This is a genomic window from Arthrobacter sp. 05L45_2 (genome assembly GCF_056397525.1).
Map to the genome: position 1 here is coordinate 1 of NZ_JBFTNO010000029.1, position 23,201 is coordinate 23,201.

A 23,201-nucleotide genomic window follows, 5' to 3' on the forward strand; every position below is an offset into this window, starting at 1 on the left:
GAGTAGTAGAAGATCACGTTGATGCCCACGAACTGCTGCAGCACCGACAGGATGATGCCGATCCAGACCACGGGCTGCAGGCCCAGGGCCTTGCCGCGCAGCGAGCCCTTCTGGCCCGCGACCTTGTCCTCTTCGATGGCTTTTTTGATGTCCCGCAGGTGCCGGTCGGTGTCATCGTCCGGGGCGATGGACTGGAACACCTTCAGGGCTTCCTCATCCTTGCCCTTGAACACGAGGTAGCGCGGCGACTCGGGCAGGGTGAAGGCGATCCAGCCGTAGACCACCGCGGGGACGGCCCCGGCGATGAACATCCAGCGCCAGGCTTCGATGCCGAGCCACAGGGTCTGGTCCGCGCCGCCGGCGACGTTGGCGAAGACCGCGTCCGAGAGCAGGGCGGCGAAGATGCCGGTGGTGATGGCGAGCTGCTGCAGCGACGCCAGGCGGCCGCGGACGTGCCGCGGCGAGATCTCGGAGATGTAGGCGGGGGCGATCACGGAGGCCAGGCCGATGCCCAGGCCGCCGATCAGACGCCAGAAGATCAGGTCCCAGACGCCGAACGCGAAGCCGGTGCCGAACGCGCTGACCAGGAACAGGAGCGCGCCGATCTTCATCGCGGGGATGCGGCCGTACCGGTCAGCGACCTTGCCGGCGAGGTAGGCGCCGGCGGCGCAGCCCAGCAGGGCCACGGCGACAGCAAAGCCGGTCACGGCCTCGCTGAGCGCGAATTCTTCCTTGATGGCGTCGACTGCGCCGTTGACGACCGATGAGTCGAAACCGAAGAGGAAGCCGCCAACGGCGCCTGCCACGGCCAGCCAAATGACCCGCTTGGGGATCTTGGCGGCGGTCTGGTCTTGGGTGGTGGTCATGAGGCTCCCTTGGCAATTCTCGGTAGACGGCTCACGCCGCAACTACCCAGTCTTGCACTGGCGCCGCCGCGATGCATGTCACATGCTTGCCAAGTGATGTGAAACATACGGTTCGCGGCGGCGCCGGCGGGGCCCTCTGTGCCTAGTGGGCCGGGACGGATTCCGACGCCGCGGCCTTGGGGTCCGTCAGCTTCTTGTTCGGCAAAGCGAAGCTGATCAGGAACGCGACGCCGGTCAGGACGGCGGCGGTGAGCATCACGGCGTCGATCGACTGGGCGAATCCTTCGGTGATGGGCCGGGTCAGGGCGGCGTTCGCCGTGTGCAGCCAGCTCGTGTCGTTGAGGGAGTCGTTGCTGGCGCCGTTCTTGAAGAACTCGTAGAGCTTGGCGTTGGCCGGGTCGGCGGCCACGGCCGGATCCTTGAGGACCTTGAGGTAGTCCGCGTTTTTCACGGCGTCCTTCATCCCCGTGGCGATCTTGTCGGCGGCGAGGCTGAACAGCATCGAGATGAACACCGCGGTGCCCACGGCGCCGCCCATGGACCGGAAGAACGCGGCGGAGGACGTACCCACGCCCATATCCTTCGCGGGAACGGAGACCTGCATGGCCAGGGTGAGCGGCTGCATGCAGAAGCCCAGGCCCAGGCCGAAGAACACGGCGATGGCGCCGGGAACCCAGAGCGGGGTGTCAACGCCCAGCGAGAATCCCATAACGACGGCGGCCGCGGTCAGGACCGCGGTGCCCAGGATCGGGAAGATGCGGTACGTCCCGGACGCGGAGATGGTCCGCCCTGCGGTGATGGACCCGGTCAGGATGCCCACGGTGAAGGTGATCATCATCAGGCCGGCCTCGGTGGGGGTGAGGCCCTTGACCAGCTGCAGGTACATCGGCAGCATCGCGATGGCACCGAACATACCAACGCCGATGATGAAGTTCAGCAGCGAAGAGAGCCCGAAGGTGATGTTCTGGAACAGCCGGAGCGGAATCAGGGCGTAGTCGCCTGCGCGCTTCTCGGCCAGCAGGAACGCGATGATGCCGAGGACGCCGAGGCCGTAGCAGAGGAAGGCTCCGGTGGAGCTCCAGCCCCACGTGCGGCCCTGTTCGGCGACGAGCAGCAGCGGCACGATCGCCAGGGTGATGGCCGCCGCGCCCCAGTAGTCGATCTTTTGCTTCAGGTGCTTGGCAGGCAGGTGCAGGTACAGGAAGACCACAGCGAGGGCAGCCAGGCCGATCGGGATGTTGATGAAGAAGACCCAGCGCCAGCCGTCAAAGCCGAGGATCGTCGCGGAACCGGCGAAGGCGCCGCCGATCACCGGACCCAGCACGGAGGAGATGCCGAAGACGGACATGAAGTAGCCCTGGAACTTGGCGCGGTCCTTGAGTGCCACGATGTCCCCGATGATGGTCAGCGCGAGGGCCAGCAGGCCGCCGGCGCCCATGCCCTGGATGCCGCGGGCCACCGCGAGCTCGGTCATGGAGTGGACCGAGCCTGCATACAGCGAGCCGGCCAGGAAGATCAGGATCGCCGCGAGGTACAGCGGGCGGCGGCCGAAGATGTCGCTGAGCTTGCCGTAGAGGGGTGTGCTGACCGTGGAGGTGATCAGGTACGCCGTCGTCGCCCAGGCCTGCAGCGAAAGGCCGTCGAGGTCATTCGCGATGGTGTAAATGGAGGTCGAGACGATGGTCTGGTCCAGCGACGAGAGGAACATGCCGAGCATCAGGCCCACCATGACCGTGATGGTCTGGCGGTGCGTCAGGACCTCGCCGGGCAGGCGGGTGGATGTGGTTTTGGACATAACTGCTCCAAGGGGAAGAAAGTGGGGTTAAGCAGGAAGGTTGCTTTCAGTAACTATCTTACTGTGTGCTTTGTTCCCGCCCGCCCACTTTTCCGGCGGCCCGGGCCGCGGCTTAGCGTTCCAGCAGGATYCCGTCCGGGTCGCACCAGATCCGCTGTCCCGGCCGGATGGCCACGCCGTCGATCTCCAGCTCCACGTCGGTTTCCCCGGCGCCCGCCTTGGCGCTCTTGCGCGGGTTGCTGCCCAGGGCCTTGACGCCCAGCTCCAGCCCGGCCACGGCCACCCGGTCCCGGATGGCGCCGTTGATAACGACGCCGGCCCAGCCGTTCCGGACGGCGCTCGCCGCGATCAGGTCCCCCATCAGCGCGGTCCGCAGCGAGCCGCCGCCGTCGACCACCAGCACCGCTCCGTGTCCCGGCGTGGCCAGGGTTTCCTTGACCAGGGCGTTGTCTTCGAAGCAGCGGATGGTCCGGACCGGGCCGCTGAAGTGCGTGCGGCCGCCGAGTGACTGGAACTGCAGGGCGATCGAGTCCAGCTCCCCGCCGCGCTCGTCGTAGAGGTCGGCGGTGTTGACAGGGTTCGTGGGGGCATCCGGCACGGGTTCTCCTTGGAGGGGTTCAACGGCGGTCATGGGTGATGCCCACGATAGTCTGGGYCCACACTGATCATCAGTCATCCGTTCCGGGGGAACCACATGAGCCTGTCCAACACCGACGCACCGGCGCTCGCCGAACCCCGGCAGCGCGTCCGGCCGGTCTGGACCGCCGGGGTGGTCCTGGTCAACGTGGGCATCAACGCCGCGTTTTTCGGTCCGCTGCAGGTGCTGCTCGGCCAACAGGCAGCCGCCTTCAACGAGGGCGAAAAGGAAGCCATCCTGGCCCTGGTCACCGGGGCCGGGGCAGCCGTGTCCCTGGTTGCCAACCCGTTGTTCGGGGCACTGAGCGACCGGACCACCGCACGGCGGGGCCGGCGGGTGCCGTGGGTCCTCTTCGGCGCGATCCTCGGGGCGGCCGCGCTGGTAGCGCTGGCCGGCGCCCCGGACGTCGCCATGATGACACTGCTCTGGTGCCTCGTCCAGGCCGGCTGCAACGCCGCCTATGCCGCCGTCACCGCCGCCATCCCGGACCGGGTGCCGGTTCCCCAGCGCGGCACCGTCGGAGGGCTGGCCGCCATGGGCCAGACCGTGGGCATCCTCCTCGGCGCCGTCATCGCGGCCGTCGTTTCGGGCAACTTCGCGCTCGGGTACGTGTTCTCCGCAGTGGCGCTGCTGGCCGGCGTCGTCCTGTATTTCTTCAAGAACGACGACGTCGCGTTGCCGGCGGAGGGCAGGTCCGCCTTCCGGCTGGGCGCATTTCTCCGCAGCTTCTGGATCTCCCCGGCCCGCCACCCGGATTTCGCGTGGGCCTGGCTGACCCGGCTGCTGGTGAACATCGGCAACCACATGGTGACGCTGTACCTGCTCTTCTTCCTCACCGATGCAGTGCGCCTGACGCAGACACAGGGCATCGGGGCGGAGCTCGGCGTGTTGATCCTGACCGGCCTTTACGCGGTGATGGTCATCATTACGAGCGTGGTCGGCGGCCGGATCAGCGACCGGATGGGCCGGCGCAAACCCCTGGTGATCCTCTCCTCCGTCGTCATCGCCGCGGCCGCCCTGATCCTGGCGTTCGCCCCCACCTGGACCGGGGCGCTGATCGGCGCCTCGGTGCTGGGTATCGGCTTCGGTTCCTACCTGGCCGTGGACTTCGCCCTCATCACCCAGGTGCTGCCGACGGCGCTTAGCCGGGGCAAGGATCTGGGTGTTATCAACATCGCTAATTCGCTGCCCCAGGTGCTCGCCCCGCTGATCGCCTATCCCTTTGTGGCCCTCTGGGGCGGCTACGTATCGCTGTATGTGGCGGCCGCGGTCATCGGTCTGCTGGGCGCCGTTTTTGTGGTCAAAATCAAGGGTGTGGACTAGCGTCCAGCCGGACTGTATGACTGGCGGAAGGCCCTGTCCCGTGCCGTATAGTGGACGGGATTGCCGCGGCAGCGCTGTGGACTGACCCTCCCGGCTGCCGAGAAAAACGACCCCCGGAACGCTGCYGATGCCTGAATTCCCTTCGGATCTTCCGCCAATGGCCCCGCCGCCCACGCTGCCCCGGCAGCGCCGGCGTTATGCCCGGATTCTCGACGTCGCCGCCGGCTTCGCCCGGAAGGGCCTGGACTCCGTGGTCCTGTCCGAAGTGGCCGCCGGAGCGGACGTGCCGCTGGGCACCCTGTACCGCTACTTCCCTTCCTCGACTCAGCTGATGCTGGCGCTCTACCGCAAGCAACTTGGCGAACTGCACCAGGGCGAATGGCCGGCAGGCACCAAGGCGCCCGCGCACGCCCTGGCGGGAGCGGCGATGGAGATCTTCCACATGCGCCTGATGCAGCCCGCCGTCGAGCAATGCCTGAACCGCACGGTGTACGCCAAGGACACAGACACCACCCGGCTGCTCCGGGACATCGACGCCACCGCGGAGAAGGCTGTGACCGCCGTCAGTGGCGATCCGGCCGTCTCGCGGGTCCTGCTCCTGACCGTCACGGGCCTGGTGCAGGCCGTCCGGTGCCGCCGCCTGTCACTGTTCGAGGCGGAGGAAGATCTGAAGAAGGCCTGCTCGCTGCTGGCCCGCGGCGGCGGGAACGGGTCTCCGGTCTAGACCAGTTACCGCTATGTGTCCGGCCGAATCTTCGGCGGGCAACCGGGCTGCTTACCATGGCAGGACCGGAGCGGCGCCAGCGCCAGCACTTCCGGAAACTCCATACCGCAGGCCCGCCACCCCGGGGCCGCCCCGGAGTTTTCCCAGACCATCCGGGGCACCGCGGTGCCCCAGCAGCCAAAGTGCCGTACGCCCACGGTGAGCCCCAGGAGACAACGACGTGTCCACTGAAACGATCAATCCCTCTGCCCGCACCTCCTCCGCAGGGGCTGAAGACGCCCCCCTCGCCGCACTCGGCGACGAGGAAATCTTCGCCTCCCACCAGGGCGGCAAACTCTCGATCACCAGCACCGTCCCGCTGGCCAGCAAACGCGATTTGTCCATTGCCTACACCCCCGGGGTCGCACAGGTCAGCCGCGCGATCGCGGCCGAACCGGGCCTCGCCCGGACCCTCACGTGGGCCGAGCGCCTCGTAGTGGTGGTCAGCGACGGAACGGCCGTCCTGGGCCTGGGCAACATCGGCCCCAGCGCGTCCCTGCCCGTGATGGAAGGCAAGTCGGCGCTCTTCAAAGCCTTCGGCGACCTCGACTCCATCCCGCTGGTCCTGAACACCACCGACGTGGACGAAATCGTCGAAACGCTGGTCCGCCTGCGCCCCAGCTTCGGCGCGGTCAACCTCGAGGACGTGTCGGCACCGCGCTGCTTCGAGCTCGAGGAAAAGCTGATCGAAGCCCTCGACTGCCCCGTGATGCACGATGACCAGCACGGCACCGCCGTCGTGGTCCTGGCAGCCCTGACCGGCGCCGCCAAGGTGACCGAGCGCGAACTCGGGAGCCTCCGCGTGGTGGTCTCCGGGGCAGGCGCCGCGGGCATCGCCGTCGCCGAGATCCTGCTGGCCGCCGGAATCGACGACGTCGTCCTGCTTGACTCCCGCGGCGTGATCCACAAGGACCGCACCGACATCGCCGCAGATCCGAACAGCAAGAAGGCCGAACTCGCGGCCCGCAGCAACCCCCGCAGTGTCTCCGGCGGCCCCGGCGAGGCGCTACTCGGCGCGGACGTCTTCATTGGTGTCTCCTCCTCGCGGCTGGATGAAGAGCACCTCAAGCTGATGAACCACAGCGCCATTGTCTTCGCCCTGTCCAACCCGGACCCGGAGGTGCTGCCGGAGGTCGCGGCCAAGTACGCCGCCGTCGTCGCGACCGGCCGCAGCGACTTCCCGAACCAGATCAACAACGTGCTGGCCTTCCCCGGGATCTTCCGCGGAGCCCTGGACGCCGGGGCGCGGCGCATCACGCCGGCCATGAAGCTGGCAGCCGCCCGCGCCATTGCAGGGTTGGCCGAGGGCGAGCTCTCCGCCGACTACATCGTCCCGAGCCCCCTGGACCCGCGCGTCGCCCCGGCCGTGGCAGCCGCCGTCGCAGAGGCCGTCGCAGCGGAGTAACGGGCCGTCGCGGCCGCCGAGCCTAGACTGGGGCCATGAACCCCGGAACCGTCGTCACGATCCTCTGCGGGCTCGCCATCCTGGTGGGCGTCGCGGGCATCATCATCCCGGTGCTGCCCGGCAGCATCCTGATCGCCCTGAGCCTGCTGGCCTGGGCGCTCTGGGGAGGGGCCGGGGTCACCGGCTGGGTGGTTTTCGGAATCGGGCTGGCGCTCGTGGCGGCCGGGATGGCCGCGTCCGCTGTCCTCACCGGCCGGAAACTCAAACAGCACAGCGTGCCGGGCCGTTCGGTCGTCACCGGCCTCGTGTTCGGCGTGGTGGGGATGTTCGTGATCCCGGTGGTGGGGCTCTTCGTCGGGTTCGCGGCCGGCMTGCTGCTGAGCGAACTCCACCGCACCCGGGTCTGGCGTACCGCGGTGGTTTCCAGCTGGGCCGCGCTCAAAGCCACCGGGCTGGGCATGATCACGGAATTCGGGCTGGCCTGCCTGGCGGCCAGTACCTGGGTGATCGGCGTCTGGGTCGCGGCGTCCGCCTGACCGGTACCGGCCGCTGCGCATCAGCAGGCCCGGGTGTCAGCCGGCCGCCGCCGCGATCCTGCCAACCAGGGGAAGCAGCTGCTCGGCCAGCAGGACCAGGCCCAGGCCCACCATGATGATCCCGCTGGCTAGCGTCACCCGCCGGGCCGCCCCCGGGCGGGAATGCAGGAGCTTCCGGGACATCAGCGCCACGCAGGTGTAGATCACGGCCACCAGCACCACAAACGTCAGTCCCAGCAGGCCGGACTGCAGCGGGACCGGAAGCGCCGCATCACGGCTGACGAACTGCGGGACCAGGGCCACGAAAAAGAGCAGCCCCTTGGGGTTGATCCCGCTGGTGCCCATGCCCTGGAGGAAGACCCGGAACTGGTTGTCCCGGACAGGATCGCCCGGCCGGGCACCGAAGCTTGCCCCGCGCCAGGAACGCACGGTGCTGACACCAAGCCACAGCAGGTAGGCCGCGCCGGCCACGGTGAGCCAGCCCATCAGCCCTGGCAGCCCGGTGATCACGGCCGCCAGCCCCGCAACCAGCAGCGCGGTGTGCACAACGTACCCGCCACACAGCCCGGCGACTGCCGGGACAAAGCTGCGTTCCCGGAGTCCGGCGCTGATGGAGTAGGCCCAGTCCACCCCGGGGGTGCAGGCCAGGGCAACGGCCACACCAATAAAGGCAAGAAACAACTGGGGGTTCACGGCTTACTCCTGTCCAACGGGTGACTGGAGTAAGCCTAGGAATTTGTGGCCCAAAAGTGCTCCCCCTTTTCGCCCTCCTTTCCGCGCCGACGATACGATATTTGCGTGATAGACCATATTGACCGAAGTATTTTGCGCTACCTTCGTGAAGACGGCCGGATGACCGCGACAGCGCTCGCGGCCAAGGTGGGACTGACCGTGGCGCCCTGCCACCGCCGGCTCCGTGAGCTGGAGGCGTCAGGCGTCATCCGGGGCTACCGGGCCGATATTGATCCAGCCTCCGTGGGGCTGGGTTTCGAGGCGATAGTCTTCGTGACGCTGCGGCAGGTGGACCGTGCCACCATGGAAATCTTCGAGAACCGCGTCGCCGAGAACCCCAACATCGTCGAGGCCCAGCGGCTGTTCGGGGAACCGGACTACCTGCTGAAGGTTATTGCCGAGGACCTGCCCGCCTACCAGCGCTTCTACGACGCCGAACTGACCTCGCTGCCCGGGGTCGAGCGACTGACCTCAACCCTGGTGATGAAGAACCTCAAGGCGAACGCCGGCCCGCCCGTCTGAGCCGCCGGCTCAGCCGCCCAGCAGCCCCGTGGTCCGGTACGGGATGACCTCGCGCAGGAACATGCTGGTGGAGGTCCGCACAATCCCGGGACACAGCCGGATCTCCTCGGACACCCGGTAGAGATCGTCCGGGCTGGTGGCTACCACCCGGATCAGGAGGTCCGTGTCGCCGGCGGGCGCATGACACTCGAGCACCTCGGGGATGTTCCGCAGCGCGGCGATCGCCTCGTCCAGGTGGCTCTGGTCCAGTTCGGCGCTGACGGCAGCGGCCACCCCGCGCCCCAGCGCGGACGGCAGCACCCGGCTGCTGTTGGCCCGCAGGGCGCCCGACGCTGTCATGCGCTCGAGGCGGGACTGGACGGTCCCGCGGGCCAGGCCAAGTTTCTGCGCCAGCACCATGATGGGAACCCGGGGGTCGGCATCAAGGGCCAGGAGAATCCGGCGATCCGTCGGGTCGAGCTGCTGCAATCTGACCACTTCCTGCTAGTCGCCCGGACTGCCATTGGTCAGTCTGACCAATCAGTTGCCTGTCCGTTGCACCAACTGTATGACTACTGCTCAAATAGTGGCAACACGGGACCCCGGCCACCGCCGGGGACCCGCAAGGCTACAGATCCCCCGGTACACCTCCCGGACTCTGGATGAGGCGCCCCGCAAGGAGCCCGCCGCTGAATGACTCTTGTTCACGCATCGTCTTTCCGCACCCCTTTACGGCAAGAGCCCCTGAGCCCCCGACGTCGGATGTCCGAAGTCATCGGTGGCTGAGGGGCTCTTGCGTTGGCCCGCATAGGCTTATCCCATGACCCCTGCCGGACGTTTCGCCCCCAGCCCCTCCGGTGAGCTCCACGTCGGCAACCTTCGTACCGCCATGCTCGCGTGGCTCTTCGCCCGGTCCACGGGCCGCAGCTTCCTGATGCGCGTCGAGGACCTGGACCGCGCACGCGCCGGTGCCGAGGCCGGGCAGCTCCGGGACCTCGCGGCGATCGGCGTTACCTGGGACGGCGACATTGTCCGGCAAACGGAGCGCGAGGCGCACTACACCGCGGCGATCGAGCGGCTCGCCGACGCCGGGCTGACGTACGAATGTTTCTGTACCCGCCGTGAAATCCAGGAGGCCCCCTCCGCCCCGCATGCCCCGCATGCCCCGCAGGGCGCGTACCCCGGCACCTGCCGGGACCTGGATGCGGCCGGGCGCGCCCGCAAACGGGCGATCCGTCCCGCGGCAGTCCGGCTCCGCGCTGGCGTGGCCGAAGCGACGGTCCAGGACGTGCTGCATGGAACCTACACCGGGATGGTGGACGACTTCGTGCTGCGGAGGAACGACGGGGTGGCCGCGTACAACCTGGCGGTGGTGGTGGACGACGCCGCGCAGGGAATCGACCAGGTGGTCCGTGGCGATGACCTCCTGCCCTCCACACCCCGGCAGGCCCACCTCGCCTCCCTTTTGAATATTCCTGTTCCGGAATATGCCCACGTGCCGCTGGTGGTCAACGCCGACGGCGCCCGGCTCGCCAAACGCGACGGTGCGGTGACCCTGGCCGACCTCGCTGCTGCCGGCACCGCCGTCGGGCAGGTGCGCGACACCCTGCTGGAGTCCCTGGGCCTGCCCCCGGGCACCCTGGAGGAGGCCCTGCGCGTCTTCGATCCGGCCACGCTGCCCCGGGAGCCCTGGGTGTGGCCCGGCGCCGGGGGCTCCGCCGCGTAGGCTGGAACCATGTCAGAACCAGAGTCAAACGAAGCGTCCGTGCCCCAAGCCGGCTTCACCGTCGACACGGCGCGGGTCCTCGCCGAAGTGGCCCACAACCGCCAGAAGGACAAGCTCAAGCGCCCCTACCGCGAGCACGTGCTGGCCGTCGGAGATGCGCTGGCCGACTTCGATGACAATGTCCGGATCGCCGGATACCTGCACGACATCGCGGAAGACACGCCCATGACGCGGCAGGCGCTGCTGGAAATGGGCGTCCCGGAACGGGCCGTGGACATCATCGAGCGGGTCACCACGCGTCTGCACGAGAACCCGGATGACTACCAGTCAGGCATCCGCTACATCGCCGAGGACCACGACGCCACCCTGGTCAAAATCGCCGACAATGCCCACAACTCCCTGCCGGAACGGGTTAAGGCGCTGGCCGAGAAATGGCCGGACAAGCCCCCGGTCACCCGTTACGCCGACGCCCGGCCGGTCCTCTACGCCGCGGTGCCGGTGGAAGAAACCCGCAAGATCCTGGCCCGGATCAACCCCTGGCTGCTGGACGAGCTCGACGACATGCTCGACGAGGCCGACGACACCGACTACGAAAACCTCTCGTACGGCGACGGGTCCGAAGACTAGACCCGGCCCAGCAGGTCAATGTCCTCCAGGAACTCCTGCTGCACCTCGGCGCTGACGGTGGTCCGCGTGTCCGCGATGGCATCCAGGTAATCCTGGGTGGCGGGCCCCTTCCGGACGGCGTCGCGGACAGCTGCCGGGCCGCCTGAGGCCGCACCGCCGTCGTCGTACACTGCCTTCTCAAGCGCACGCTGGGAGGCGCTGCGGGCGGCGTATTCGATGTCCGCGGGGGAGAAACCCTCGATGCGGTCCACGAGCAGCTCCACGTCGACGTCGTCCACCACGGTGGCCGGGATGAACCGCTGCCACATGGCCTCGCGGGCCAGCCGGTCCGGCAGGCCGATCGGGATGACGTAGTCGAACCGGCCGTGGCGCAGGAATGCGGAGTCCAGCGCGCGGATGAAGTTGGTGGCGCAGACCAGGAGCCGGCCGGGCTGTTCGCGGAACGCCGGGATGATCTTCAGGAGTTCGTTGGTGACACCCTGCAGCGGCGACGGCGGATCCCCGGCGCGCTGCGAGGCGATCTCTTCCACCTCGTCAATGAAGACGACGGCGTGCTCGAGCTCGGCGATCTCCAGGAACGTCTCACGCAGGGCGCCGGCCAGGCCCAGCGGATCCGCGGCCAGCCGGGAGGGAAACACTTCCACAAAGGGCCACTCCAGGCGGGACGCTATGGCCTTGGCGAACGTCGTTTTCCCGGTCCCGGGCGGGCCGAACAGCACCACAGCCCGCGGGGGGACCACCCCGTACTCGTCGGCGAGGTCCGCCTCGGCGAGGGGCAACACCAGTCGGCGTTCCAGGAGTTCCTTCTCGTTGCGCATCCCGGCGACGTTTTCCCACAGGTCACGGGCCAGGATCCGGCCGCCCAGCTGGCTCAGCGGTTCGAGTTCCTGGCGCTGGACCGGGATCTTGCGTTCGAAATAGCGGAGGTTCTGCTTCAGGACAAAGCCCCGGCTCAGGAACGCCTCCACCCGGGTCTCGGATTCCGGCATCAGCGCGGAGAGCTTGTTCAGCCCGTGCGGGGCCATCCGGTTTTCGACGGCGGCCAGCAGCGACGTGCCGATGCCGCGGCCGCGGAATTCGGGGAGGGTGGCCAGGAAGACGATCCAGCCCTGGTCGTGCGCGGCACGGCCGGCGGCGGCGCCCACCACCTGCTCGCCCTGGACTGCCACGACGGCGTGGTCCTTTTCGCAGGAGGCCAGGACCTCGGACAGGGCGTACACCGGCTCGACATTGGTGGCCTTGAGGGACTCCCACAGGTGCAGGATCCCGTCCAGGTCGGCGGAATGAAAATCCCTGATTCGCCAGGTGGTCATGAGAAGTCTCCCGGGTGGTTCGTCGCTGAGCCAGGTGGAACGGTTCCTCCGAGCTTAGGCGAACGGTGCCCGGCGGCGGCGAACCGGTTACCCGCGTTACGCCGCCGCCGGGTTTGCCCGCGGGCTACTCGGTGCCGGAAGTGCCGGAGCTGCCGGCGTTTCCGGAGCGCCCGGAGGGACGGTTGGCCACCAGCGGGTACGGGCCGGTGAAACCGTCACGGACCGCCGCGATTTCCAGGATTCGGTGTCGGCAGAGGCGCCAGCCGAGCATCAGGAGCGGGACGATGATAACAAGCGACGCGATGGTCCAGGTGCCGACGGGGGAGTCGAAGGCCATCAGGACCAGGACCGCCAGCAGGAAGGCCAGGGTGATCCATCCGGTGACCGGGGCGCCGGGCATCCGGAAGGACGGGCGGAGGAGTTCGCCGCGTGCCGCGAGCCGGGCGAGCTGCATCTGGCACAGCACGATCATGGCCCAGGTGCTGATGATGCCCAGCGACGCGACGTTCAGGACGATCTCGAAGGCCTCGGCGGGGACCACGGCGTTCAGGATGACACCCAGGACGGCCACGCCGGCGGTGAGGGCGATGCCGCCGTAGGGCACACCCGCCTTGTTCATCCGGGCGGCGAATTTCGGTGCGGACCCCGAGACGGACATGGACCGCATGATCCGGCCGGTGGAGTACAGGCCGGCGTTGAGCGAGGAGAGGGCCGCGGTGAGAACCACCAGGTTCATGATGGCGTCCACCCCGTCCACACCGATGGAGCCGAAGAACGTCACGAACGGGCTTTCGCCTGCCTTGTAGGAGCTGTAAGGCAGCAGCAGCGAGAGCAGCACGAGTGAGCCGACGTAAAACACGGCGATACGCACGATCACGGTATTGATGGCCCGCGGCATGATCTTCTCCGGGTTTTCCGTCTCGCCCGCCGCGGTGCCGATCAGCTCGATCGAGGCGTAGGCGAACACCACACCCTGCATCACCACGATGGCCGGCAGCAGGCCGTTGGGGAACATGCCGCCGTTATCCGCGATGAGGCTGAAGCCCACCTCGTGGCCCTCCACCGGGGTGCCGAAGATGACGAAGTAGATCCCGACCACCAGGAAGGACACCAGCGCCACGACCTTGATCAGCGCGAACCAGAATTCGAGCTCGCCGAACACCTTGACGCTGATCAGGTTCAGGCCCAGCACCAGGATGAGGGCGGCCAGCGCCCAGGTCCACTGCGGGACGTCCGCAACGGGCGCCCAGTACTTCTTGAAGAAGTTCATGTACAGCGCGACGGCGGTGATATCCACGATCGCCGTCATGGCCCAGTTCAGCCAGTAGAGCCAGCCGGTGACAAACGCGGCTTTCTCGCCGAAGAATTCCCGGGCGTAGGAAACGAAAGAGCCCGACGACGGCCGGTGCATTACGAGTTCACCGAGGGCCCGCAGGATCATAAACGCGAAGAATCCGCAGAGGGCGTAGCTGATGATCAGGGCCGGGCCCGCGGCGGCGAGCCGGCCACCTGCGCCCATAAACAGGCCGGTGCCGATGGCGCCGCCGATTGCGATCATCTGGACCTGCCGGGGTTTCAGGCCCTTGTGATAGCCCTGGTCTTCGGCATGGAGGGCGGCCTCGGACGCGTGGGCGTGGGCCGGAATCGTGTGGTCGGAGACGGCTTGCTGCCGGGTTGGCTGGTCCTGCACCGGCGGTTTTTGGGCGCGGGCAGTTTCTGGATGGGTCATGGGGGAATCCTTTGGGGGGGCGGAGTTGCTACTTGCTCAGGTTGGCCAGGCGCTGCGGGCTGAGCAGTTCGGTGAGCTGCTCGGCGGTGAGCAGCCCGTGTTCGAGGACGAGTTCCGCGACTCCCTTGCCGGTGGCGAGGGCTTCCTGCGCGATGGCCGTGGCCGTCGCGTAGCCCAGCTGCGGGTTCAGGGCGGTGACGAGGCCGATCGACTGTTCCACGGTAAGGCGGAGCCGTTCGGTGTTGGCGGTGATACCCCGGACGCAGCGGGCCGTGAGGGTGCGGCAGGCGGCTTCCAGGTGCGAGATGCTCTTGTGGAGGCTGTGGACGATGATCGGTTCGAAGGCGTTGAGCTGGAGCTGGCCGGCTTCTGCGGCCATGGTGATGGTGACGTCGTTGCCGATGACCTCGTAGGCCACCTGGCTCACCACTTCCGGGATGACCGGGTTGATCTTGCCGGGCATGATCGAGGAGCCGGACTGCACGGCCGGGAGGTTGATTTCGCCGAATCCGGCGCGCGGGCCGGAGGAGAGCAGCCGGAGGTCGTTGCAGATCTTGGAGAGTTTCACGGCCACCCGCTTCAGCACGCCGGAGAGGTGCACAAAGGCGCCCACGTCCTGGGTGGCCTCGATCAGGTCCGGCGCGGTGACCAGGGGCAGGCCGGTGATCTCGGCCAGGTGCCGGCAGGCGGCCTCCGCATAGCCGGCCGGTGCGTTCAGGCCGGTGCCGATCGCCGTGGCGCCGAGGTTGATCTCGTGGATCAGCAGGTCGGCTTCGGCCAGCCGGAGCCGGTCCTCGCCGATCGTGATGGCGTAGGTGCCGAACTCCTGGCCGAGTGTCATGGGGACGGCGTCCTGGAGCTGGGTGCGGCCCATCTTGACCACCGTGCGGAATTCCAGGGCCTTGGCGGCGAAAGCGTCTTCCAGTTCGGTGAGGGCAGCCAGCAGTTCCCGGGCGGCAAAGATGGTGCCGAGCTTGACCGCGGTGGGGTAGACGTCGTTCGTGGACTGGCTGAGGTTGACGTGGTCGTTCGGGTGCAGCCGGGCGTAGTCGCCCTTCGGGTGGCCGAGGATTTCCAGGGCCCGGTTGGCGATCACCTCGTTGGCATTCATGTTCGACGACGTTCCGGCCCCGCCCTGGATGACGTCCACTACGAACTGCTCGCTGAGCTTGCCGTCCATAACGTCGGCGCAGGCGTCCTCGATGGCCCGGGCGCGTTCGGCGTCGAGGAGTCCGAGTTCGTGGTTGGTGCGGGCGGCGGCGAGCTTCACCGCGGCCAGCCCGCGGACCAGGTGCATGTTGGACGAGAGCGGCTGGCCGGTGATGGGGAAGTTCTCCACGGCACGGAGGGTGTGGACGCCCCAGTACGCGCCGGCCGGAACATCACGGTCGCCCAGGAGGTCGTGCTCGGAGCGGAATTCTGCGATTTCGTCGATCGAAGTCATAACGGTCGGTCCTTACAGGTCTTCGGAGGTGGTGGGAGTCGTGGGGGTTTCGGCAGCGAGGAAATCCGTGGCCTGCAGCGTGCCGACGGGTCGGCCGCCGCCCAGCACGTCCGTCGCCGCGAGACCCGCCAGGGGGGAGGTGTCGACGTCGAGCGCTGCCAGGAGACGGACGGTGACGGGCATCCGGGCGCGGTCCCCGCCGTCGGAGATCTTGACGGCGACGGCGCGTCCGTCCGGAAGGCCCACCAGCTGGACCCCTTCGAAGCCGTCCTTCGCCAGGAGGCCCGGAATCAGGCGCATCAGCGCTGTGACATCCCGGTGCTCGCCGGCAACCATCACGGGGTGCCGGCGCATGGCGTTGGCGACGGCGGACTCCGCGGCGTCCTCGCTCGCGGCCAGCGTACCGAAGGCGCGGGCCATGCCCGGCAGGGTAAGCGCGAAGAGCGGGGTCCCGCAGCCGTCGGTGCTGGTGGCCCTGGGGTCCTCGCCGGTCAGCTCCACCACTGTCCGGGCCACGAGCTGCTGCAGCGGGTGCTGCGGGTCGAGGTAGCCCCGGACCGGCCAGCCGTTGATGACACACGTGGCGGCCATCGCGGCGTGCTTCCCGGAGCAGTTCTGGGTCAGCTGCGTGGCCTTCCCGCCGCTGGCCAGCCACTCCTCACGCTCGCTGACACCGTACGGAAGATCGGTGCTGTTCTCCAGGTCTGCGGCACTCAGTCCGTGCAGGTCCAGGATGCGCTGTGCGCCGTCGCGGTGGATGGCGGCACCGGAGTGGCTCGCGGCGGCCAGGGCGAGGAGTTCTTCCGGGAGGTCGAGCCCGGCCCGGACCATGGCCACGGCCTGAAGGGGCTTGAGCGCGGAGCGGGGGTAGAAGGCGGCCAGCGGGTCGCCGGCGGCCAGGAGGGTCCGGTCGTCCGTCCCGGTGGCGACGGCGGAGCCGTAGTGGACGCTCTCAACCACGCCGTCGCGGGTCTGGACCGCAAGCGGGGCGTGCTCCGGTAGCCGCGCCGGGGCGGGCGGCGTCGGAATGCGGGCGAGGGCTGGAGAAATCATGGGGTCCTTTGGCTGGGGTGTGGTTCGTGGCCTGCGGGGCTGCCGGCAGGCCGGCCGGGCGGTGGCGCCGGCGGGGTCAGGAGTCGGTGCGGGGGTCCAGGATTGAGGCGAGGGCAACGCCGACGGCGTGCAGGTGCTGGCTCATGGCGATGCGGGCCGTGGCCGCGTCGCCTGCCTCGATGGCGGCCAGGATGCGTCCATGCTCCTCATCGGAGGCGTGCTGGCGGTCCGCGACCATGTTCAGGGTTTCGGACTGATGGGCCAGGGCCTCGCGGATCTCAGCGACGACATTCTCGAAGACCTTGTTGCGGCTGGCCTTGGCGATCAAAGCATGGAAGTTCGAGTCCAGGCCGACCCAGACCTCGGGGTCGTCCTCGGCGTTCATGGCGGCCAGGATGTCCCGGAGGGTGTCGAGCTCTTCAGGTGAACGGCGTTCGGCGGCGAGGCCGGCGGCAGGAACCTCAATGTGGGGGCGGGCCTCGGTGAGGTCGAGGGCCGAGTACTGCCCCAGGACCAGGTCCTTGGCCACGTGGTCAGCGACGACGAACGTTCCCCGCCCTGTCCTGGTGATGGTCAGCCCCAGTGCGGTGCACGACCGGAGGGCCTCCCGGACCACCGAGCGGCTCACCCCGTACTGCTGGGCAAGCGTTGCCTCGGAGCTCAACTTGGCGCCAATGCCCAGCTTGCCGGATTCGATTTCGGAGCGGAGGACGTTGAAGACCGCCTCGGCCGCGCTGAGACGGGCGAGGGGCTGTCCTGCTGTCCGGCTGTCTGACAGGTTCACATTTCAAATATGGCAGAGGTCACATCGGGGTGTCAACCGCGTGACGCGCGCCGCCGGGGTCGGTCCGAGTCCAGGGACTGCAGTCGGCCGCCCGTCCGGGAGTTGGTATACCGTCTTGAATGTGGCATTATCTGCGTATGAATGCAGATATGCAGATTGAGGTCGACAGTCCCCATGTGGAGTTGGCCGTTGAGGTTTTCGCCATGCTGGCCGACGCCACGCGGGTGCGGCTCATTCTCGCCCTGGGGGAGGGGGAGTTGCCGGTCAACGCCTTGGCAGAACGCGTGGGCAAGCCGGCCTCGACCGTCTCGCAGCACCTTGCCAAGATGCGGCTCGGCGGGATGGTCGCCACCAGGCAGGAGGGCACCAAGGTCTTTTACCGGCTGCAGAACCACCACGCCCGCCAGCTGGTGATGGATGCCGTGCACCAGGCGGAGCACGCGCTCGGCACGGCCCCGAGGCACGGAGCATGAGCGGGAAGGACCACAACGTTGGCGGGCGCAGCCACGATCCCGTTGGCGGGCACGGCCACGATCACGGGCATGACCACGACCACCCGCATGGCGACCACGGCCACGGGCACGGTCACGATCATGACCATACGCACGGCGCCCACGGAGACCATGACCACGCCCACGGCCACAGCCACGCTCCGGGACTGAAGGGCTGGCTACACGAACTCTTTGTCCCGCACTCGCATGACTCAGCGGACTCCATTGACGCGGCCCTCGAATCCAGTGCCCAGGGCATCCGGGCCGTCAAGATCTCGCTGCTCGGCCTGGGCACCACGTCGCTCTTCCAGCTCGCAATCGTCCTGGTCAGCGGCTCGGTGGCGCTCCTGGCCGATACGGTGCACAACTTCTCCGACGCGCTGACGGCGGTCCCGCTCTGGATCGCGTTCCTCCTGGGCCGGCGGAAGCCCACCCGCACCTACCCGTACGGCTTCGGCCGCGCCGAGGACCTGGCCGGACTTTTCATCGTCGCCATGATTGCCCTCTCGGCGGTGGTCGCCGCCGTCGAGTCCATCCGCCGCTTCTTCGAGCCGCAGMCCGTGCAGAACCTCGGGTGGGTGCTCGCCGCCGGACTGGTCGGCTTCGCGGGCAACGAGCTGGTGGCCATCTACCGCATCCGGGTGGGACGGCAGATAGGCTCGGCGGCGCTGATTGCCGACGGCATCCACGCCCGGACGGACGGCTTCACCTCGCTGGCGGTGGTCGCCGGCGTCGTGGGCATCTGGCTGGGCTTCCCGCTGGCGGATCCGATCGTCGGGCTGCTGATTTCCGTGGCGATCATGGGGCTGCTGTGGGGGACCGTGCGCGACGTCGGGCGCCGGCTTATGGACGGCGTCGACCCCAAGCTGAGCGACGCCCTGGCCGCCGTCGTCCGGGAGCGCTCGCCGCAGGGGGGAACGTCGCGGCTGCGCTGGTCCGGCCATCGGCTGCACGCGGAGATCACCGTTCCGCTCGGTCCCGAAGCCACCATGGCAGACGTTGCCGCCGCGGCCGCCAGCCTGGAAGAGGGTGCCCGGGCCGCGTTGCCGCACCTCGGCTCGGTGATGGTGGTCCCGGCGGTGGGGTCCGCAGCGGCCCAACCCGGCGAGCCCTCCGGCCGGTCAGATGCCGAGCGAGGTGAGGCTCTGGCGTAGCGTCTCGGCGGAATGGTGGAGGGATGCCAGTTCGCCCTCGTCCATCGGCGTCTCCAGCACGGCACGGACCCCGCCGTTCCCGACGATACTGGGCAACGACAGGGCGACGCCGTTGATCCCGTAGGGCCCGTTCAGCACGGTGGAGACCGGCAGTACCGCGTTTTCGGAGCGCAGCAGCGCCTCGACAATCCGGGCGCCGGAGAGACCAATTGCGTAGTTCGTGGCGCCCTTGCCGGCAATCACCTTGTACGCCGCGCCGGTAACCTCCCGGGCCGCTTCGGCCAGGTAGCCCGGCGTAAAAATGCGTTCGCCGTCGACCGTCCAGTCGCGGATCGGCACCGGGCCGATGGTCGCACCGGACCAGACGGGGAACTCGGTATCGCCGTGTTCCCCGACCATGCTGGCGTGGACGCTGCTGACGGACACCCCGGCGCGGTGCGCCAGCAGCCAACGGAGCCGTGAAGTGTCCAGCACAGTGCCGGAGGAGAAGATYCGCGACGGCGGCAGTCCCGTGATCTTTTGGGCGGCGACCGTCAGCACGTCGCACGGGTTGGTGACCAGGACATAGACCGCGTCCGGGGCGTGCTCCAGCAGCTGCGGCATGAGCTGTTCGAGGATGCGGACGTTGGTACCGGCCAAGTCCAGGCGGGTCTGGCCGGGCGCCTGCTTGGCCCCTGCCGTGATGACGACGACGTCGGCTCCGTCAGTCACGCTGATGTCCGCACCGCCGTTGACGGTGGCCGCAGCCGCGGTGAATTGGGTACCGTGCGCCAGGTCGAGGACTTCGGCTTCGGCTTTGGCGGCGTTGACGTCAAACAAGGCAACGTGGCTGGCGGAGCCGCGGATGAGGGCAGCGTAGGCCAACGACGTGCCGACGCTGCCGGCGCCGATGACAGCCAGCTTGGATGCGGAATGTGCGGACATGGACCCCTCCCTGCTGCTGGCGCCGAAGAGCCCCTTAGAGGTGCTGGATCCCGGCCCGCTGCATGGCGTCCTTGTAAACGCCCACATTCTTGGCCAGGAGCTCCTCTTGCTTGGCCGGGGACACGGCGAAGGCGCGGCCGCCGAGGGCGGTGGCCTTGTATATCTTCACGCCGCGGTTCTTCAGCGAGGAGTGGTAGGTCTTCTCGAAGAGCGTGAGGAATGCGTGGGCGTCGGCGCCGTGCGCGATGATGGCCGACGTGCGCTTGTTGATCTTCATGAACTGCCGGAAAGGACGCAGGCCATCGGTCTTTTCCTGGACGTTCAGGGCGGAGGGGAGCTCCGGGTCCCGGACCCAGGGGTACGCGTTCCACGGCATCACGTAGCGGGGGTCGAGTTCGACTGCCTCGTAGATGGACGTTGCCCGGCGTGCGGCCTCGTCCTCGTTGAAGTGCGAGACAAATCCTGATTCGCAGCCCTTGCCGGGAGCGATATGAAGGCTGACAATCCTGCATTCGTCTTCGTCGTGGACGGGGTCGATGTACGGGACTACGGACCCCGGCTTCTTCTCCATCAGTTCGTCGCAAAGCTGTGTCACGGCCGCAATATTCGGTTCCTGCAACAGGGCCTTTTTTTCGTCCCAGTCAATCGTCACGATTTCTCCCTCAGCACTCGGCGTCCAGAATCAGGCGTCTYGTTCCACTCTACGCTTCTGCGTCGAGCGGCGTTTCCGAGCGTCACGGAAGAGACGGCGGACCCCTAGTCACGGGTCCCGGACCGGGCGTAGGCTTAAATCGCCTGCAGGTAGCCAATTGATTAAGCCGGGTCGTTCTGGACGTGAAAATGTCCGAGCCGCCTCATAGCGAGATCGCGAAGGTACCTGCAGGTTTCGCCTTTAACCGGCCCGGAGGCCTGCCGGCATCAGGCTGCGGTGGCCGTCCTGTCCCTGCCTAATCTGAGTAATTTCGCGCGGTGCCGGAGCTCGTGCCGCCGGCCGGACGCGGCCCTGGAAGGGTGGACCGTCCCCGGAAGTGGCGGCGCCGTGGAGAAGTAGCTGTGCCCTGTGGGTGTCGTGAGCTGGAATGTGTGCCTGGGCCCCGGCCGGGGTTGAGCGCTCCAGCCAGGGGCTTCCTTGGTGTGGTTGCACGCTTCGCAGAGACCTGAGCCGTTAGTGACACTGGTGGCACCTCCACCGTGCCAGGGGATGATGTGGTCCAGGTGGCGGATCGGGGCGTCGCAGTACGGTGTCCGGCAGGTCTGGTCGCGGGCCTCGATGAACCGCCGCAGCCCCGCGGGGAAAAGGCGGGCGCGGGAGTCCATGCCGACAAGCTCGCCCGTGGCTGGGGCGGTGTACAGCCGCCGGAGCCAGACATCTACGCCTTGCCCCGGATCCGGACCGAGTAGTGTCCTTGCCCACCCGGCAGGTACGGTGCCGTAGCCAGGGAGTTGGGCGGCTTCGCTCTCCCCCTGGAACAGGGTGCGGTCGGTCATAACGAGTTGGATTTCGATGCCGCTGATACCGCCCGCCGTTCCGGTGATGCGCTCCACCAGGGCGTCGGCCATCAGCTGGCCGCGGGAGCGTTCGTCGCCGCTAGAACGCATGGCGCCTGCATGGCGGGCGAGGGCAGCGTGGACCGCGACGCCCTGGGCCACCGGGAGGAGTGCGGTCAAAAGGCACATGGTGTCCGGTGCCGGGCGGAGACTGACGTGGCGTTCAGTCTGGGCGCGGGCGGCGCGCTGGGTGACGGAGCGGGGGTCGCGGCGGTAGGCGGCAGCCCGGGCCGCGGCGACCAAGGCGCGGTCGCCAACTCCAACGAACTCCCCGGCGTCGGGCGCCAGTTCTTCGTCGACGGCGGCCCGGTCTGCCGCGGACAGGCGGGCCGTCTCGCGGACGATCAGGCTGGCGCGCCATTCGTTGAGGTGCCCGGTTTCCAGTGCGGCGAGGGTGTGCGGCATTTCGGTCACGAGGGCTTTGGCCAGGCCGAGGAGGCGGCTTCCTTTGGCGGGTGATTCGCGCCGGGCAAGGGCGAGCTGCGCTGACACTCCGGTACCGAGCTGGTCCGGGGGCACGCCGGCGCGGGACTGATCGTGCCGCTGGCGCCCGTCGAGTGCGACGGCAAGCCGGGCCTGCCGGGCAGCAGCTGCGGACTTCAAATCCTCCAGGATGCGGAGCTCGTCGATCAACGCTGCGCTCTCCGCCGGGGGCCGTGCACCAGCCAGGCCGCGGATGATGTCGGTCACCGCTGCCGTCACTGTTACCGCGCCCACTTCGGGCACCTGCTTGCCGTCCATAGATCCAGTCAATCAGGCACCTGTGACATCAAAGCGCCGGACAAAAAGCGCCGGACAAAAAGCCCCGGGCAACAAGCCCCGCCGTAGTGCCCGTGTGCTCCGTAAGCTTGAGGAAACGACCCGAGCCAAGGACCCCATGCCCATCACCAGACAATCCCTGAAGCAGGACGGCTTCACCGGGTTCCGGCCCATCGCTGACCTGGAGGTCAACCGGATCCCGCAGAAACCCGGTATCTTCGCCGTGCTGCTGCCCGCCGGCAYCCTCCCCGGCGGCGCTTCGGGCCCCGAGACAGGCGCCAACCCGCAGTTCCTGGCCAAAAGCACCGCGGGGGTCTTCAAGAAGAAGGACCCCAGCCTGAAACCGGAGGCGTTGGCCGCCGAGTGGATTGTGGGCGCGGACGTCCTGTACATCGGAAAAGCCGGCCCCGGCAGCAAGGGCAACCGCGGGCTGCGCAGGCAAATCCAGGAGTTCGTGGATTTCGGCGCCGGCAAGCCCCCGGGCCACTGGGACGGGCGGTTGATCTGGCAGCTCGCGGGGGCGAAGACGCTGATCATCGCCTGGAAGGAACTCCCCGTCGAGGAGCTCACGGCGGCAGAGGCCGCGTATCACGCCGTGTTTGTCGGGGACCATGGCCGCCTGCCGTTCGCCAACCTGATCCAGGCCCGGGTGAGGCGGACCTAGGCTAGACCCCGCTGCGGTACGTGAACCGTCCGGCCAGCACCGTCGCGGCCACCGGCATGGCGGCAAACCCGGCGTCCGGTACCGCCAACGGATCGGCGTCGAGGACAACGACGTCGGCCGGGTCACCGACGCTGATCCGGCGCCGTCCGCGCGCTGATGCCGCCAGTGCCTCCTGCCGGGTCAGGGCCTGTTCGGCATGCCAGGGGAGCCGGCCATCCCCGCGGGCCCGCGTGGTGGCTGCGGACATCGCCGTCCACGGTTCCAGCGGCGCAACAGGGGCGTCCGATCCCAGCGCCAGGCTGGCCCCGGCGTCGAGCAGGGAGCGCAACGGGAAAGCCCGCTCCGTCCGGCCCGCCCAGTTCGAGTCGGCGGCGTCGCGGTCGTCCAGTGCGTGGGCCGGCTGCACGCTCGCGGTAAGGCCCAACTG

At 68.2% G+C, this 23,201-nt stretch carries 24 protein-coding genes; 10 read left to right on the forward strand and 14 right to left on the reverse strand.

Going from position 1 to position 23,201, the window contains the following annotated elements:
* From AC1DHD_RS04100 to rraA, 3 genes are all read right to left on the reverse strand, one after another.
* A partial coding sequence (locus AC1DHD_RS04100; RefSeq protein WP_476878472.1) for an MFS transporter occupies positions 1-866 on the reverse strand: 866 nt, incomplete at its 3' end.
* Between the two features lie 142 nt (positions 867-1,008).
* On the reverse strand, positions 1,009-2,661 hold the full coding sequence (locus AC1DHD_RS04105) for an MDR family MFS transporter (RefSeq protein ID WP_476878473.1): 1,653 nt from the start codon (positions 2,659-2,661) through the stop codon (positions 1,009-1,011).
* A gap of 112 nt (positions 2,662-2,773) precedes the next feature.
* Complete coding sequence (gene rraA, locus AC1DHD_RS04110; protein WP_476878474.1) at positions 2,774-3,259, reverse strand: ribonuclease E activity regulator RraA; 486 nt, start codon at positions 3,257-3,259, stop codon at positions 2,774-2,776.
* A 96-nt stretch (positions 3,260-3,355) separates the two neighbouring features.
* Here rraA and AC1DHD_RS04115 point away from each other — a divergent pair, with 96 nt between their 5' ends.
* From AC1DHD_RS04115 to AC1DHD_RS04130, 4 genes are all read left to right on the forward strand, one after another.
* Positions 3,356-4,621 carry an MFS transporter gene (locus AC1DHD_RS04115; protein ID WP_476878475.1) on the forward strand — a complete coding sequence of 422 codons (1,266 nt, stop codon included), beginning with the start codon at positions 3,356-3,358 and terminating at the stop codon, positions 4,619-4,621.
* 157 nt (positions 4,622-4,778) lie between these two features.
* Positions 4,779-5,345 carry a TetR/AcrR family transcriptional regulator gene (locus tag AC1DHD_RS04120; RefSeq protein WP_476878476.1) on the forward strand — a complete coding sequence of 189 codons (567 nt, stop codon included), beginning with the start codon at positions 4,779-4,781 and terminating at the stop codon, positions 5,343-5,345.
* A gap of 235 nt (positions 5,346-5,580) precedes the next feature.
* Entirely contained in the window at positions 5,581-6,789 is a 1,209-nt protein-coding gene (locus AC1DHD_RS04125; RefSeq protein ID WP_476878494.1) for an NAD(P)-dependent malic enzyme, read from the forward strand.
* 35 nt (positions 6,790-6,824) lie between these two features.
* Complete coding sequence (locus AC1DHD_RS04130; protein WP_476878477.1) at positions 6,825-7,325, forward strand: DUF456 domain-containing protein; 501 nt, start codon at positions 6,825-6,827, stop codon at positions 7,323-7,325.
* A gap of 36 nt (positions 7,326-7,361) precedes the next feature.
* On the opposite strand, the gene AC1DHD_RS04135 is transcribed toward AC1DHD_RS04130, so the two are convergent.
* Positions 7,362-8,018: a LysE family translocator gene (locus tag AC1DHD_RS04135; protein WP_476878478.1), complete on the reverse strand. Its 657-nt coding sequence runs from the start codon at positions 8,016-8,018 to the stop codon at positions 7,362-7,364.
* A gap of 105 nt (positions 8,019-8,123) precedes the next feature.
* On the opposite strand from AC1DHD_RS04135, the gene AC1DHD_RS04140 reads away from it, so the two are divergent.
* Positions 8,124-8,579 carry an Lrp/AsnC family transcriptional regulator gene (locus AC1DHD_RS04140; RefSeq protein ID WP_476878479.1) on the forward strand — a complete coding sequence of 152 codons (456 nt, stop codon included), beginning with the start codon at positions 8,124-8,126 and terminating at the stop codon, positions 8,577-8,579.
* Between the two features lie 9 nt (positions 8,580-8,588).
* Here the strand turns inward: AC1DHD_RS04140 and AC1DHD_RS04145 are convergent, their stop codons facing one another.
* Complete coding sequence (locus AC1DHD_RS04145; RefSeq protein ID WP_476878495.1) at positions 8,589-9,047, reverse strand: Lrp/AsnC family transcriptional regulator; 459 nt, start codon at positions 9,045-9,047, stop codon at positions 8,589-8,591.
* 331 nt (positions 9,048-9,378) lie between these two features.
* Here AC1DHD_RS04145 and gluQRS point away from each other — a divergent pair, with 331 nt between their 5' ends.
* Both gluQRS and AC1DHD_RS04155 read left to right on the forward strand, forming a co-directional pair.
* A complete protein-coding gene (gene gluQRS / locus AC1DHD_RS04150; RefSeq protein ID WP_476878480.1) occupies positions 9,379-10,284 on the forward strand; it encodes a tRNA glutamyl-Q(34) synthetase GluQRS in 906 nt (301 codons plus the stop codon).
* A gap of 9 nt (positions 10,285-10,293) precedes the next feature.
* Complete coding sequence (locus tag AC1DHD_RS04155; RefSeq protein WP_476878481.1) at positions 10,294-10,911, forward strand: HD domain-containing protein; 618 nt, start codon at positions 10,294-10,296, stop codon at positions 10,909-10,911.
* Here AC1DHD_RS04155 and AC1DHD_RS04160 read toward each other — a convergent pair.
* The 5 genes from AC1DHD_RS04160 to AC1DHD_RS04180 all read right to left on the reverse strand — a co-directional run bounded on the left by AC1DHD_RS04160 (position 10,908) and on the right by AC1DHD_RS04180 (position 17,234).
* Complete coding sequence (locus AC1DHD_RS04160) at positions 10,908-12,224, reverse strand: ATP-binding protein (protein WP_476878482.1); 1,317 nt, start codon at positions 12,222-12,224, stop codon at positions 10,908-10,910. The genes AC1DHD_RS04155 and AC1DHD_RS04160 overlap by 4 nt on opposite strands.
* A 124-nt stretch (positions 12,225-12,348) precedes the next feature.
* A complete protein-coding gene (locus AC1DHD_RS04165; RefSeq protein ID WP_476878483.1) occupies positions 12,349-13,953 on the reverse strand; it encodes an amino acid permease in 1,605 nt (534 codons plus the stop codon).
* 28 nt (positions 13,954-13,981) lie between these two features.
* Positions 13,982-15,397: an aspartate ammonia-lyase gene (locus AC1DHD_RS04170; protein ID WP_476878484.1), complete on the reverse strand. Its 1,416-nt coding sequence runs from the start codon at positions 15,395-15,397 to the stop codon at positions 13,982-13,984.
* 12 nt (positions 15,398-15,409) lie between these two features.
* Positions 15,410-16,450 carry an asparaginase gene (locus tag AC1DHD_RS04175; RefSeq protein WP_476878485.1) on the reverse strand — a complete coding sequence of 347 codons (1,041 nt, stop codon included), beginning with the start codon at positions 16,448-16,450 and terminating at the stop codon, positions 15,410-15,412.
* Positions 16,451-16,526: 76 nt separating this feature from the next.
* Complete coding sequence (locus AC1DHD_RS04180; RefSeq protein WP_476878486.1) at positions 16,527-17,234, reverse strand: FadR/GntR family transcriptional regulator; 708 nt, start codon at positions 17,232-17,234, stop codon at positions 16,527-16,529.
* A gap of 149 nt (positions 17,235-17,383) precedes the next feature.
* On the opposite strand from AC1DHD_RS04180, the gene AC1DHD_RS04185 reads away from it, so the two are divergent.
* On the forward strand, positions 17,384-17,707 hold the full coding sequence (locus AC1DHD_RS04185; RefSeq protein WP_476878487.1) for an ArsR/SmtB family transcription factor: 324 nt from the start codon (positions 17,384-17,386) through the stop codon (positions 17,705-17,707).
* A complete protein-coding gene (locus AC1DHD_RS04190) occupies positions 17,704-18,879 on the forward strand; it encodes a cation diffusion facilitator family transporter (protein ID WP_476878488.1) in 1,176 nt (391 codons plus the stop codon). Before AC1DHD_RS04185 ends, AC1DHD_RS04190 begins: the two co-directional genes overlap by 4 nt.
* Here AC1DHD_RS04190 and AC1DHD_RS04195 read toward each other — a convergent pair.
* The 3 genes from AC1DHD_RS04195 to AC1DHD_RS04205 all read right to left on the reverse strand — a co-directional run bounded on the left by AC1DHD_RS04195 (position 18,847) and on the right by AC1DHD_RS04205 (position 22,092).
* Positions 18,847-19,803, reverse strand: a complete 957-nt coding sequence (locus AC1DHD_RS04195; protein ID WP_476878489.1) for an L-lactate dehydrogenase — start codon at positions 19,801-19,803, stop codon at positions 18,847-18,849. The two genes, AC1DHD_RS04190 and AC1DHD_RS04195, sit on opposite strands and share 33 nt — an antisense overlap.
* A 34-nt stretch (positions 19,804-19,837) precedes the next feature.
* Positions 19,838-20,455, reverse strand: a complete 618-nt coding sequence (locus AC1DHD_RS04200; protein ID WP_476878490.1) for a uracil-DNA glycosylase family protein — start codon at positions 20,453-20,455, stop codon at positions 19,838-19,840.
* A gap of 266 nt (positions 20,456-20,721) precedes the next feature.
* Entirely contained in the window at positions 20,722-22,092 is a 1,371-nt protein-coding gene (locus AC1DHD_RS04205) for an HNH endonuclease (protein ID WP_476878491.1), read from the reverse strand.
* A 136-nt stretch (positions 22,093-22,228) separates the two neighbouring features.
* On the opposite strand from AC1DHD_RS04205, the gene AC1DHD_RS04210 reads away from it, so the two are divergent.
* A complete protein-coding gene (locus AC1DHD_RS04210) occupies positions 22,229-22,774 on the forward strand; it encodes a hypothetical protein (RefSeq protein WP_476878492.1) in 546 nt (181 codons plus the stop codon).
* A gap of 1 nt (position 22,775) precedes the next feature.
* Here the strand turns inward: AC1DHD_RS04210 and AC1DHD_RS04215 are convergent.
* On the reverse strand, positions 22,776-23,201 hold a 426-nt coding region (locus tag AC1DHD_RS04215), incomplete at its 5' end, for an amidohydrolase family protein (protein WP_476878493.1).

What these genes read in the sequence shown, in the direction of transcription:
- AC1DHD_RS04105 (WP_476878473.1), bottom strand. Translation starts at nt 2,661, where the DNA reads ATGTCCAAAACCACATCCACCCGCCTGCCCGGCGAGGTCCTGACGCAC.
- AC1DHD_RS04115 (WP_476878475.1), top strand. Translation starts at nt 3,356, where the DNA reads ATGAGCCTGTCCAACACCGACGCACCGGCGCTCGCCGAACCCCGGCAG.
- AC1DHD_RS04120 (WP_476878476.1), top strand. Translation starts at nt 4,779, where the DNA reads ATGGCCCCGCCGCCCACGCTGCCCCGGCAGCGCCGGCGTTATGCCCGG.
- gluQRS (WP_476878480.1), top strand. Translation starts at nt 9,379, where the DNA reads ATGACCCCTGCCGGACGTTTCGCCCCCAGCCCCTCCGGTGAGCTCCAC.
- AC1DHD_RS04155 (WP_476878481.1), top strand. Translation starts at nt 10,294, where the DNA reads ATGTCAGAACCAGAGTCAAACGAAGCGTCCGTGCCCCAAGCCGGCTTC.
- AC1DHD_RS04160 (WP_476878482.1), bottom strand. Translation starts at nt 12,224, where the DNA reads ATGACCACCTGGCGAATCAGGGATTTTCATTCCGCCGACCTGGACGGG.
- AC1DHD_RS04165 (WP_476878483.1), bottom strand. Translation starts at nt 13,953, where the DNA reads ATGACCCATCCAGAAACTGCCCGCGCCCAAAAACCGCCGGTGCAGGAC.
- AC1DHD_RS04170 (WP_476878484.1), bottom strand. Translation starts at nt 15,397, where the DNA reads ATGACTTCGATCGACGAAATCGCAGAATTCCGCTCCGAGCACGACCTC.
- AC1DHD_RS04175 (WP_476878485.1), bottom strand. Translation starts at nt 16,450, where the DNA reads ATGATTTCTCCAGCCCTCGCCCGCATTCCGACGCCGCCCGCCCCGGCG.
- AC1DHD_RS04185 (WP_476878487.1), top strand. Translation starts at nt 17,384, where the DNA reads ATGCAGATTGAGGTCGACAGTCCCCATGTGGAGTTGGCCGTTGAGGTT.
- AC1DHD_RS04205 (WP_476878491.1), bottom strand. Translation starts at nt 22,092, where the DNA reads ATGGACGGCAAGCAGGTGCCCGAAGTGGGCGCGGTAACAGTGACGGCA.